This window comes from uncultured Tissierella sp. (assembly GCF_902479755.1).
Classification (GTDB): Bacteria; Bacillota; Clostridia; order Tissierellales; family Tissierellaceae; genus Tissierella; species Tissierella carlieri.
Window position 1 is genome coordinate 1 of record NZ_CABSQO010000066.1, and the last position, 11,518, is coordinate 11,518.

Consider the following 11,518-nt stretch of genomic DNA (forward strand, 5'->3'; position numbering starts at 1 on the left):
AATAAGAAAGGGAGTTGGTACTAATGATAATAAGGAACTGTGCTGGTGGAGTTGTATTTAAAGACAGCAAAGTGTTTATATTAAAAAATGACAAAGATGAATGGGTATTGCCAAAAGGAAAAATTAGAGGTGAGCAATTACCTCCAGAAACAGCTATAAATAGAGTTGAATATGAGACAGGTGTAAATAAGCCTAAGATTGTTTCCTCTGCTGGAGAAACTGCTTATGAGTTTTATTCATTTACAAGACATCAAGCAGTTTGTAATAAAATTATATGGTATATAATGGAGTCAAAGAATGAAGAGCACTCCATAAATTTAGAGGAAGGTTTTAAAGAGGGAGGATTCTATCCGATAGAAAAGGCTATTGATATGATCACTTATAGTCAAGATAAATCTTTAGTTAGTTTAGCCTATAAAAGATATTTAGAATTCAAGGATTACGAACAAAAACTAAACTATGCTTAAAGAATAGGAGATTATATCTCCTTATTTTTTTAGTGAGAGGAAGATTTTATGGATAAGATTTATAGAACTATATATACTTATGGAGAAGAAGAAACAATCATCAACAAATCTAGATTTATTGGTTATGCTATGCCCATAGAAACTGAAGAAGAAGCCCTAGGATTTATAGAAAAGATAAAAACAAAACATAGAGATGCTACTCATAATGTATACGCTTATGTTCTTGGTAAAGACAGCAATACCCAGAGGTTTAGTGATGATGGGGAACCTTCTGGTACTGCAGGAATACCTGTCTTAGAAGTTATAAAGAAGGAGAATCTAAGAAATGTAGTAGTTGTTGTAACTAGGTATTTTGGAGGAATTAAATTAGGTACAGGTGGACTTATTCGAGCTTATACAAGAGGTGCGAAGATTGGTCTAGACGCAGGAACGATAGTAGATATGGTTCTTCATAGTAGAATAAAAATTAGAATTGACTATACTTTATATGGAAGAATAGAAAATTATCTTATGAATGAAGGATATATAGTAGATGAGTCAGTATTTGATGATGCAGTTAATATCTTTGTTTACATAGAAGATGCGAAGATTGGAAGTTTTCAGAAGACAATGACAGATATAGCAAATGGAAATATCATATTAGAAACTCTAGATGAAGAATATATACCTATAAAAGACGGAAAAAGATTTATTTAAATTAGGTTAATAAAGAGTAATCAGGGTATAATCTTATATGGGATGGTGATAAGATGAATAATATGTCTCAAATAAAAGAAGAAATGCTTAGTAAAAAAGTATGGGTAGTAGCAGGTGTAACGGCAAATAAGGATAAATATGGCTATAAAATATGGAAAAAATTAAAGGAACATAAATATGAAACCTATGGAGTAAATCCAAATTATGAAGAGATTGAAGGAGATACAATCTATCATTCAGTTAAGGAGCTGCCAAAGAAAATTGATGTTCTTGACATGGTTGTACCACCAAAGATAGCTATACAAACATTAGATGAAGCAAAGGCTGCAGGAATTGAATATATATGGTTTCAGCCAGGCACATATAACGACGAGGTCTTAAATAAAGCAAGAGAGTTAGAACTGAAAATATTGTATGATGATTGTGTTTATGCTACTTTAAGAAGAGAAGAATAGGTCTAGAATCTTGACCTATTCTTTCTTTTTAATTAACTCATAAGTACCTACTATTAGTAAAAAAACTCCAAAAAACTTTTTTAATTTTGACGGTTCAATCTTCATAGCCAAAATTGAGCCTATAATAGCTCCGGCTATACCTCCTAGGATAATCAATTTAGCGAATGAGAAATCGATATTTCCTTTTTTATAGTGAGTGATTAAGGCGATAATAGCTACAGGGAGAAATACTATTAAATTAACTCCTTGAGCATATTGCTGCCTCATGTTGTTGAATATAACCAAAGAAGGTATAAGGATTGTGCCTCCACCTATACCCATTCCACTAATTATACCTGATAAAAAGCCAATTAAAGTTAAAATCATTTCCAAATCATCCTTATGGCAGTATAAATAATTACGCTACCGAATATTTTTCTTAATATATTGATAGGAATTTTATTTAAAGTTTTTGCACCAATATAAGATCCTACCATGCCACCAATTGTTACAGGGATAACTACTTTAAATGGAATAGAGCTATTTGCAAAATATATTATAGTGGATATAATTGATAATGGTAGAATTATAGATATTGCTGTGGCATGTGCCTTATAATCATCTATTCCAAGTAAAAATACTAATGCAGGTACTACAATGGTTCCACCTCCAGAACCAAATAAGCCATTGATTAGTCCAGTCACTAAACCTATAGATATTAATTTCATCTTATTTTTATCCATAAACTACTCCTTTATGTTATAATCATTATGATTAATCTCACCAATTATAGAGAAGATATACATATGATGAAATTTTACTAATTATTTGGAGGGGAAAAAATGGAAAATATAAATTTAACTGTAGATAAGTTAGTAGAGTGGTTGAAAGAAAAGGTAAAGGAAGCAAAGGCAGAGGGATTAGTTTTTGGATTAAGTGGAGGGATAGATTCAGCTGTTATAGCTGGAATAGCTAAAAAGGCATTTCCTGATAATTCATTAGGAATTATCATGCCTTGTCATAGTGATCCTATAGATGAAGAACATGGTGTGCTGGTAGCTGAAAAACTAAACTTAAAGACTGCAAGGGTTGATTTATCTAATTCTTTTGATGTATTACTTAATTCTATGACAGTAGAAAATAAGAATAAGATGGCTATATCTAATTTAAAACCAAGACTTAGAATGACGACCTTATATTACTTTGCCCAAAATAATAATTATTTAGTAGTAGGTTCAAGTAACAAATCTGAATTTACTGTAGGATACTTTACTAAACACGGAGATAGTGGAGTTGACTTATTACCTTTAGCTTCCTTTGTAAAATCTGAAATCAGAGAATTAGCTAAAGTTTTAGGTATACCTGATATTATAATAGAGAAGCCGCCAACTGCGGGATTATGGGCTAATCAAACTGATGAAAGTGAAATGGGATTTTCGTATAATATACTAGACAATTATATTAAAACTGGTGAAGGACCAAAGGAAATAGTAGAGAAAATTAAAAGAATGAATACTATTAGTGAACACAAAAGAGTTTATCCACCAATATTTAGAAAGTAGCAGAAGGTAAACCTGCATATTCACTACAGCAGGGCTAGTTTGGCTGCCTATACCTTGTAAATGATAAAAAATTAATAAATATAATGCAATAAGCATAATATTATGCTAGAATAGATAGGGCAATACTATAAAGGGAGTGAAATTTTATGGCAGGACATTCTAAATGGAATAACATTAAGAATAAAAAAGGTAAAGAAGATGCCAAAAGAGCAAAAATCTTTACAAAATTAGGTAGATATATTATGGTGGCAGCAAAAGAAGGTGGATCGGATCCAGATTATAACCCAGCATTAAAAGCGGCCATAGATAAAGCGAAGGCAGAAAATATGCCAAATGACAATATAGAAAGAGCAATTAAAAAAGGTTCAGGAGAGTTAGGAGCAGATAATTTTGAAGAAATTATCTATGAAGGCTATGGTCCAGGCGGGATAGCAGTATTTGCGGAGTGCCTAACAGATAATAGAAATAGAACAGCACCAGATGTAAGGCATGCCTTTGACAAAGGTGGCGGAAATATGGGGCAATCAGGTTGCGTTACTTTTATGTTTGATAAAAAAGGTATGTTAGCGATAGAAAGAACCGATTCTATAGATGAAGACGAATTAACTATGCTTGCAATCGACTTAGGTGCTGAAGATTTTATATCAGAAGACGAAGGATTTGAAGTTATCACTAGTCCAGAAGATTTTAATACGGTAAAAGATGGACTAAAAGAGGCAGGATACGAATTTGCTGTAGCTGAACTTACTTATATACCACAAAATACAGTAGCTTTAACTAATCCAGATGATATCAAGAATATGCAAAAACTAATAGATATGCTTGAAGATAACGACGATGTTCAAGAAGTATACCATAACTGGGAGATGCCAGAGGAAGAGTAATCTTAATGGTTGTAGGGCTTGAACTTATGAAAAGTCAGTAGAAAACCCTTTGGGTTGTGATATACGACTTAAAAAGCCATAATTGAATTACCGACATTCCAAATGCCCTTTTTATATGGATAACAACATATGAGGAGGGTATTTTTATATTGTTAGAAGATGTATTAAAAGAGTTTATTTATGATTGTAAAATGAGAGGGTTATCTCCTAGAACCATCAAGGGTTATAGAAATAGTAACTTAAGGCTATTTAAGTTTCTTAAAGACGGATTTAGCATTACATAGTTAGAAAAGTTGACTAGAAAACATATTTAACTATATTCATATAATTAAAGATAATCTGTGTTGCCTAGCTTCTATAGATACTTTATATTCAAAAATATGGATACCAAATCGGCTATAAAGGCCTTAGAAAATGCTTTTATAGTTCAGGATCTTAATCTTTAATTTTCATAACTTCCAAACAAGTTTCTGGGATTTCGAGTCTCTCTAAGCGTCTCAAGGTAACATAGCCATCTATAGATAGTATTTATGGTTATAATTATGCCTTTATGCTATAATAATGTATCAAATGAAGAATTATTGCTGGAAAGGTGGAGTTAATGATGGTATTAAAGAAAATATCAGATAGAATTTACTATTTACCTTCTGAACAGGAAACTGACAGACCCGTACTTGGATATGTAAAAGGAGATAAATATTCCTTAGTAGTAGATGCAGGCAATTCAGAGAAGCATGTTAAGAAATTTTATTGTGCAATTGAAGAAGCAGGATTAAAGCTACCAGACTACACTGTAATTACACATTGGCACTGGGATCATACTTTTGGAATGCATGTAGTAACAGGAAAAACAATAGCTGGTTCTTTGACAAACTTAAAACTGGGCGAAGTAGAAAAATGGAAATGGGCAGATGAAGATATGTCAAGGCGTCTGCAAAGTGGTGATGATATTGAAACGTGTGATCGCTGCATTAGATTGGAATATTATGATAGAAATGAAATAAAAGTAGTTAAGGCAGATATAGAATTCCATGGTCAGATTATTCTGGATTTAGGTGGTGTCCATTGTGAATTGAGGGAAATTGAAGCAACCCATTCCAGTGATTCTGTTTTAGCATATGTACCTGAGGAAAGAACAGTTTTTATTGGAGATGCTGATTGTGCGGATTACTACAATAATAATGGAAAATATGATAAGAAAAAACTTGTTAAATTGATTGCTTTATTAGAAGAAATTGATTTTGATACCTATGTTTTAGGACATGATGAACCACAGAATAAAGATGAGGTAATTGCATATTTAAGAGAAGAATTATCTAAATTGGGATAGCTTTATATTATAAGCATTTTATCTAATAATGACATATATTTTATTCTCTGAAGCTATGTGAAGTGTAAGGATATGATAAATAAGAAATAGATATTGATTGAGTTTTAATTTCCCTCAGATTTAAATTTGAGGGATCTTTTATGCAATTTAACCTATTCATAATTGTTTTAAATATTCGATAATATTAGTTAACATCTACGAGCAGACCTAATATAACAGAGTTAATAATGAATAAAAATAAAAGCAGAGTATAGATTTTATTTAATGATAAAATCTGTTATAATCTCTATTAACAATATTACATAAGGAATATTATACATGGAAAATACTAGAGGAAAATAAATGCAATGAAGAGAATTTCTTTGAATTTTCTGTAAAATAGAAGGGGGCTTTAATGAAACACAGAATATAATTTAGAGAGGGATAATAAAGAGAGGTGGAATCATGGGAATTATCATAGTTGCCTTAATAATAATTAATATTTTTACTGTATACAAATTTATATTTAAGTTTATTTTTACTGATCTTGATGATTTTAATGAATCTTTAAGGTATTCATTTACGCCAGATATTATATCATTATTTAGGAGAGAATATTGGAAAGATCAATTTGGAGAATTTAAATTAGGCTTTTTTATTGCTATTTGTATTATAGTAACAATAGTAGAATATGGGATAGTTAATGTTATTATACAACAGATACTAAGATTAATATAAGATGTAAAATGGCTAGCCATTTTACATCTTATATTTTTACCTTAATAAATATTTTGAAGTTTTAAAACATTTCTTATCTCCATGTGAACGAGATAGTAAATTAAACTTCTTTTATTTCTACTTTTTAATTTTTAAATTTTTCATTTGAGAAAATATCGTTATAAAATATAATCATCGCTCCAGCAGTAGTTCTTTCTGCTAATGGAAGACCACATCTACTAATTCGATAGAAGCGACTTTCATCATCGGGAATTTTTTTAAATCTTCTATAGATTTTAAGAGCTACTCTTGAATTAAATCTTATGTAATCTTCAATAGAATCTAGAAGATATGTTCCCTTATCAACTTGAAATTCTTTAATATATTCATAGGTATGTTTAACATATGATTCATACTGATGGTGATCATCTAATAAACGAATATTAGCGTGCTGAGGGATGGTCATATCTTGAATAATATGCAAAGTAGCCCCTAGATAAAATAATGATTTATTAAATTCTCCCTTAGCCCATAAAGATAGGGCTTCTTGATAATAGTCTATACCTAAGTCCATGGCGGACCTTCTTCCATATAATCCTCTTTTTTTATAAGGATTGTAGAAATGGTTAGAGCTTTTGAAATCTTGATCTGCCCATACAGCACCTTGATTCATGTCCAGAACAAAGCTGCTAAAGAAATTATACTCTGCTAAGTATTTGTCATTTTTGAGAATATTTAAAGCATGGATATTAATAAACTTATGAACTTTACAATGAGTTTTCATAATTGATTTTTTTATGGGATTCGCAATACCAAAAACTGTTTTCAAAATATAATCATATGTTGTTTCTATGAAATCTATTTTAATCACCTACCATGTATAATTTACTAATTTCACTATAATCTTCAATGGTATCGATATCCATTAATATTCCAAGATCATTAACATTAAGAAAAGCGGTTTTATTAATAGAAATGAAGTCTCGTAAAGTCTTATAAGAATTATTACTAAGCAGTTTATTGACTAAATAAGATTTCATTAGTAATGGATGACCTCTTTTTCCATTATAGACTGGAATGACTATATCCTCATCTATATTTAGCATATCCTTATATGTTTTTTTATTAATAATAGGATAATCACCAGGAGTTAGAAAAAACTTTTCTCCTTTGATATTATATATTCCTTTTTTTACTGAACTAAACATTCCATCTAGATAATCTGGATTATATATTAGCTCAACCTTGGGATATTTGGATAATATTTTTTTTATATCTTCTACTTTATGGCCACCTATAACTATGATCCTTGAACATACATCATACATTCCAAGAATGCATTGTTCTATTACAGTTTTCCCATCAATATCCAATAGTAATTTATTTATACCAACCCTTGATGATAATCCAGCTGCTAGTACTATTCCTTCAACATTCATATTTATCTCCTTTATTACTAAACTCTGCCAGTTAGTATAGATTTTATAGCATCTTCAATTTCTGCATATCCTGTACATCTACATAAGTTTGATTGAAGCCATTCTTGTATTACTGTATCATTAGCATCAGGGTGGATTTTAGATAGTGAATGACAAACCATTAAAAATCCAGAAGTGCAATAGCCACACTGAAAAGCAAAGTTTTCGACGAAAGCTTTTTGGATTGGTGCGTCCTTTAATCCCTCTATAGTCAGAACTTTTTTTCCTATAGCCTCTACTGTGAGCATTAGACAGGATTTTATAGGCCAATCATCTACTAGAACTGTACATGCTCCACAATCTCCATTTTCACATCCAGGCTTTGTTCCTGTAAGACCTAGTTTAGCTCTAAGAGTATACAGTAAGGTATCAGAAGGCTTCGTAAGCACCTCTCTATCCTCTCCATTTATATTTAAAGTTAAAACAGTAGGATTCAGTATCTCTAGCATTTAGCCTACCTCCTTAAATTTATCAAATAACTCAGATAGCATGTCATGCAGTATGAATTTTCTATATTCTGAAGAACCACTAATATCATTCAGTATCTTACCAGGTATATTTTCAATTGACTTTTTAATTTTTTCATCCCTAGATATTGAAGTATCATTTAGGATTCGTTCAATTTCCAATGATCTAACAGGGTATTCGCATAAGCCACTAAAGGCAACGAGAACCTTACCATTATCATTTAATGCGGACATTGTGATTAATGGATAATCTATTTTTTCGTTTTTAGTTCTTTTCACATGACTATAAGGCAGAGAAAGGAATCTTGCATCTATTATTACTTCAACTAGAATTTCATCTTCTGAAAGCTGAAGTTTTTTATCGAACAAATCCATTATTTGAACAGTCTTTTTACATACATTTCCTTGAATGACTACTCTACTATTAGATAGTAAGAGAGGTAAAATAGCTTCCTTGTATATAATGGTGCCCAGTAAATTTCCACCTAATGTAATTTTGTCCTGTATTGTATGGTCTGCTATTCTTTTAACTGCTAAGCTAAGAAGCGGAAAATAATTCTTTTCTGCAATATTGGTCAAGGTTACAGCAGAGCCAATTATTAAATTACCGTTTTTGAGTTCAAATGTATTACATTCTGGAATACCTTTAATATCTATCACTGCATCAGCATATCTATTAAACATCCTCGCCATAGATATAAATTCTGTTCCGCCTCCATAATATATGGGCTTTTTGCCAAGGGATATAAGATTATTAAATAGTTCTATGGCCTCTTCAACTGTAGTTGGCTTATAATATTCAAAATCAAATGGTATCATATTTACCTCCAGTCTTAGTCTTCCATATGGATTCTGGTGAGATAGGTAAAGTATCAAATTCAGCTTCTGCTGCTAAGGATAGTGCATTGGCAAAAGCAGAAGGCATTCCAAGTATGCCATGTTCTGCTATGCCTCTTATACCGAAGGGAGCATTTGTATCGGGTGTCTCCACGAAATCAACTATATATTCTGGATTTTCTCCAAATCTTAATAGTTTATAAGTTCTTAAGGAAGTATTTTCTAATATGCCCATAGAATTGTAGACAAACTCCTCTCTAGTTGCTAAACCTAATCCCATACTCATGCCACCCATGATTACTCCCTTTGCAGCCTTAGGATTGATTGCCTTACCTATATCTATGACTGTAGCGGCCTTTCGCAATCTATAGGAATAATTTTTAGGATTGTATTCTATTTCCACTGCTTGAGCACCTACAGACCAAGAGACAGCTGGTTTACCTATGCCAGTTTCTTTATCTAATTTGGTTAACTGTTTCATAATATAATTGCCTTTTCCAATCATCTGACCATATATGGATTCACCATTAGGATATTTGTAGCCATGTACTAAATTCTTAAATCCAATGAATTTAGTAGGATCATCTTTTGAATATACTTTTTGTTCCTCTATGTCTAAATCATCAGGAGAGCATTTTAAAGCCGCAGCACCTACTTCCTTCAATTGTCTTATCAAATCATCTGCGGCATTTATAACAGCATTTCCAACCATAAATGTTGTCATGCTTGCAACAGTTTTCCAATGCTTAGGGCTTATCTGAGTATCTACATCCATATAGACGTGAATATCATTTATGTCCATTTTCATTTTCTCTGCAAGTATTTGAGCTAAAGTCGTCTTCATACCAGGTCCAATTTCGGTAGCCCCAAAGTTTAGATTAATACTACCGTCGGCATTCAATGTAAGCACGGCACCAGAAGTAGCATTAGTAGGAGAATTAGGAGATTTCCAGAAGCATGAAATACCTTTAGCTATAATGGTATTTTTTTCAGTTTTTATCAATTGACCTTCTTCCCAATTAATACTCTCTTTTAATTTGTTAAGGCAAGCTTTGAGATTTCCCACATTGCTAAGTGTTATCTTGGCTTGTGTAGGTGAGGTATCTCCTTCTGTTATTGCATTTTTCATTCTGATATCAAAGGGATCCATGTTCAGTGCTAATGCTAGTTTATCAATGATTCTTTCAATGGGAAAAGTAAGCTGTACATGGCCGAAACCACGATATGATGTAACATAACAGTGGTTAGTATAGATACTATAAGAATCACAATGAATATTTTCAATATTGTATGGACCAGAACAGTTAGTGGCCATGGATTTTGCCATACGAGGACCAGTCCCAGTATATGCCCCACAATCAACATAGTATAGACATTCTAATGCCTTAATTTTACCATCATTTGTTGCCCCTAATTTAAGCTTAGCTTTAGTTCCAATATTAGATGGCCAAGTGGATATATCTTCTTCCCTAGGGCTTGCCATTCTAACCATTCTACCGCCAACTGCGGAAGAGGCAAGATATGCAAGAAATTCCATTTGTACACTAGCCTTCCCGCCAAATCCACCTCCTACTAATGGAACACGAACTATAACATTACCCTCAGAGCTTTGATATTGAGTACTTATTTCTTCTTTAACTGCAAAGGGACCTTGTGTTGATGTGTGTATAATTGTATTTCCATTTGGTAATATCTGAGCATTAGAATTTCTAGTTTCCATAGCTAAGTGGTCTGACTGTGGAAGGAAAAATTCAGATTCAATAACAATATCAGACTCTCCCCAAGCAACCTCCATATTGCCTTTTCTTATCTTCACATGATCTGCTATATTTGTATGAGATACAGGATATACTCGAGTATCAGGACAATAATAATATCCTAGATTTTCATGTACAAGAGGAGCATTTGGCTTTAAGGCATCAGATATGGAATTAACTATAGGTAGTGGTTCATATTCTATTTTAATAAGTTTTAGAGCTTTCGCAGCTTCTTGTTCGCTATTTGCTACAACTATTGCCACAGGCTCACCAAAATATCTAACTTTATCCTTTGCAATAGGTGGTCTATCATTGATAATAGATCCAACTAATACAGGTGTATAATCACCAGTAATTATGGCTTGAACACCTTTTGACTTTAAAGCTTCTTCAATATTGATGGATTTTATAATGGCATGGGCATGAGTGCTTGTTAATATTCTTCCATGTAAAGTTTCAGGAGTTAAGGTGTCGCCATTGTACTTTCCAGTACCTGTAACTTTATCCCAAGCTTCTTTTCGTATGGTGCTGACTCCGATCCTTTTCATATTGGGCATAGAACTTTCCTCCTACTTATGTAAAATTATTATTACTAAAATATTATTGCCATGTAAAGTTAAAGTATTCAAAAGTCTATGATTTCAACTACCCTTGAAAATAAAAAGTTTTTATTAAAACATTAATTTAGTAACTTCTTTTAAATTTATTGAGGTTAAGCTCTTTTCAAAGAATCAGAGACAAGTTGAAGCTTTCCTAATGGGTTATAAAAAATGCAATTGAATAACTAGATATTCGTATAAAAGAATAAGTATTAAACATAATAAGTATAGAACTATATAAGCATAGAATTATGAAAAGACCAGCTATTAAATGTCAAGAAATAATTTAATTTATTTTGCCTTGGTGATTA

The 11,518-nt window shown here is 31.9% G+C and carries 15 protein-coding genes; 8 read left to right on the forward strand and 7 right to left on the reverse strand.

Features of this window, described 5'->3' with window-relative positions; genetic code table 11:
* Positions 1–23 precede the first annotated feature (23 nt).
* Genes RDK80_RS19230 through RDK80_RS19240 form a run of 3 tightly spaced genes read left to right on the forward strand, consistent with a single transcriptional unit; the run spans position 24 to position 1,618 of the window.
* On the forward strand, positions 24–467 hold the full coding sequence (locus tag RDK80_RS19230; protein ID WP_094904261.1) for an NUDIX hydrolase: 444 nt from the start codon (positions 24–26) through the stop codon (positions 465–467).
* Positions 468–515: 48 nt separating this feature from the next.
* The gene (locus RDK80_RS19235; RefSeq protein WP_308525224.1) at positions 516–1,163 is read left to right on the forward strand and encodes a YigZ family protein; all 648 of its coding nucleotides are present in this window, start codon (positions 516–518) and stop codon (positions 1,161–1,163) included.
* Positions 1,164–1,216: 53 nt separating this feature from the next.
* A complete protein-coding gene (locus RDK80_RS19240; RefSeq protein ID WP_094904263.1) occupies positions 1,217–1,618 on the forward strand; it encodes a CoA-binding protein in 402 nt (133 codons plus the stop codon).
* A gap of 15 nt (positions 1,619–1,633) precedes the next feature.
* Here the strand turns inward: RDK80_RS19240 and RDK80_RS19245 are convergent, their stop codons facing one another.
* Positions 1,634–1,984 (reverse strand): sulfite exporter TauE/SafE family protein, encoded by a 351-nt coding sequence (locus RDK80_RS19245; RefSeq protein ID WP_094904264.1) that lies wholly within the window; start codon positions 1,982–1,984, stop codon positions 1,634–1,636.
* The gene (locus RDK80_RS19250) at positions 1,981–2,340 is read right to left on the reverse strand and encodes a sulfite exporter TauE/SafE family protein (RefSeq protein WP_094904265.1); all 360 of its coding nucleotides are present in this window, start codon (positions 2,338–2,340) and stop codon (positions 1,981–1,983) included. The genes RDK80_RS19245 and RDK80_RS19250 overlap by 4 nt, the downstream gene beginning before the upstream one ends.
* Before the next feature lie 99 nt (positions 2,341–2,439).
* Here RDK80_RS19250 and nadE point away from each other — a divergent pair, with 99 nt between their 5' ends.
* The 5 genes from nadE (at position 2,440) to RDK80_RS19275 (ending at position 6,090) form a co-directional block, all read left to right on the forward strand.
* Positions 2,440–3,159 (forward strand): NAD(+) synthase, encoded by a 720-nt coding sequence (gene nadE / locus RDK80_RS19255; RefSeq protein WP_216561227.1) that lies wholly within the window; start codon positions 2,440–2,442, stop codon positions 3,157–3,159.
* A gap of 146 nt (positions 3,160–3,305) precedes the next feature.
* Positions 3,306–4,043: a YebC/PmpR family DNA-binding transcriptional regulator gene (locus tag RDK80_RS19260; RefSeq protein ID WP_216561225.1), complete on the forward strand. Its 738-nt coding sequence runs from the start codon at positions 3,306–3,308 to the stop codon at positions 4,041–4,043.
* 149 nt (positions 4,044–4,192) lie between these two features.
* The gene (locus RDK80_RS19265) at positions 4,193–4,327 is read left to right on the forward strand and encodes a hypothetical protein (RefSeq protein ID WP_276515596.1); all 135 of its coding nucleotides are present in this window, start codon (positions 4,193–4,195) and stop codon (positions 4,325–4,327) included.
* 320 nt (positions 4,328–4,647) lie between these two features.
* A complete protein-coding gene (locus tag RDK80_RS19270; RefSeq protein ID WP_308525225.1) occupies positions 4,648–5,373 on the forward strand; it encodes an MBL fold metallo-hydrolase in 726 nt (241 codons plus the stop codon).
* Positions 5,374–5,817: 444 nt separating this feature from the next.
* Positions 5,818–6,090 (forward strand): hypothetical protein, encoded by a 273-nt coding sequence (locus tag RDK80_RS19275; protein ID WP_216561221.1) that lies wholly within the window; start codon positions 5,818–5,820, stop codon positions 6,088–6,090.
* 124 nt (positions 6,091–6,214) lie between these two features.
* On the opposite strand, the gene RDK80_RS19280 is transcribed toward RDK80_RS19275, so the two are convergent.
* Genes RDK80_RS19280 through RDK80_RS19300 form a run of 5 tightly spaced genes read right to left on the reverse strand, consistent with a single transcriptional unit; the run spans position 6,215 to position 11,165 of the window.
* Positions 6,215–6,898 carry a zinc dependent phospholipase C family protein gene (locus RDK80_RS19280; RefSeq protein WP_308525226.1) on the reverse strand — a complete coding sequence of 228 codons (684 nt, stop codon included), beginning with the start codon at positions 6,896–6,898 and terminating at the stop codon, positions 6,215–6,217.
* A 34-nt stretch (positions 6,899–6,932) separates the two neighbouring features.
* Entirely contained in the window at positions 6,933–7,508 is a 576-nt protein-coding gene (locus tag RDK80_RS19285; protein WP_216561219.1) for an NTP transferase domain-containing protein, read from the reverse strand.
* Between the two features lie 17 nt (positions 7,509–7,525).
* The gene (locus tag RDK80_RS19290) at positions 7,526–7,996 is read right to left on the reverse strand and encodes a (2Fe-2S)-binding protein (RefSeq protein ID WP_216561218.1); all 471 of its coding nucleotides are present in this window, start codon (positions 7,994–7,996) and stop codon (positions 7,526–7,528) included.
* Complete coding sequence (locus RDK80_RS19295; protein ID WP_216561216.1) at positions 7,997–8,833, reverse strand: xanthine dehydrogenase family protein subunit M; 837 nt, start codon at positions 8,831–8,833, stop codon at positions 7,997–7,999.
* Positions 8,820–11,165, reverse strand: a complete 2,346-nt coding sequence (locus RDK80_RS19300) for a xanthine dehydrogenase family protein molybdopterin-binding subunit (protein WP_216561214.1) — start codon at positions 11,163–11,165, stop codon at positions 8,820–8,822. The genes RDK80_RS19295 and RDK80_RS19300 overlap by 14 nt, the downstream gene beginning before the upstream one ends.
* Positions 11,166–11,518: the final 353 nt, after the last annotated feature.

Coding starts and splice junctions, on each gene's coding strand:
- RDK80_RS19230 (WP_094904261.1), top strand. CDS start 24: ATGATAATAAGGAACTGTGCTGGTGGAGTTGTATTTAAAGACAGCAAA.
- RDK80_RS19235 (WP_308525224.1), top strand. CDS start 516: ATGGATAAGATTTATAGAACTATATATACTTATGGAGAAGAAGAAACA.
- RDK80_RS19240 (WP_094904263.1), top strand. CDS start 1,217: ATGAATAATATGTCTCAAATAAAAGAAGAAATGCTTAGTAAAAAAGTA.
- RDK80_RS19245 (WP_094904264.1), bottom strand. CDS start 1,984: ATGATTTTAACTTTAATTGGCTTTTTATCAGGTATAATTAGTGGAATG.
- RDK80_RS19250 (WP_094904265.1), bottom strand. CDS start 2,340: ATGGATAAAAATAAGATGAAATTAATATCTATAGGTTTAGTGACTGGA.
- nadE (WP_216561227.1), top strand. CDS start 2,440: ATGGAAAATATAAATTTAACTGTAGATAAGTTAGTAGAGTGGTTGAAA.
- RDK80_RS19260 (WP_216561225.1), top strand. CDS start 3,306: ATGGCAGGACATTCTAAATGGAATAACATTAAGAATAAAAAAGGTAAA.
- RDK80_RS19270 (WP_308525225.1), top strand. CDS start 4,648: ATGGTATTAAAGAAAATATCAGATAGAATTTACTATTTACCTTCTGAA.
- RDK80_RS19275 (WP_216561221.1), top strand. CDS start 5,818: ATGGGAATTATCATAGTTGCCTTAATAATAATTAATATTTTTACTGTA.
- RDK80_RS19285 (WP_216561219.1), bottom strand. CDS start 7,508: ATGAATGTTGAAGGAATAGTACTAGCAGCTGGATTATCATCAAGGGTT.
- RDK80_RS19290 (WP_216561218.1), bottom strand. CDS start 7,996: ATGCTAGAGATACTGAATCCTACTGTTTTAACTTTAAATATAAATGGA.
- RDK80_RS19295 (WP_216561216.1), bottom strand. CDS start 8,833: ATGATACCATTTGATTTTGAATATTATAAGCCAACTACAGTTGAAGAG.
- RDK80_RS19300 (WP_216561214.1), bottom strand. CDS start 11,165: ATGCCCAATATGAAAAGGATCGGAGTCAGCACCATACGAAAAGAAGCT.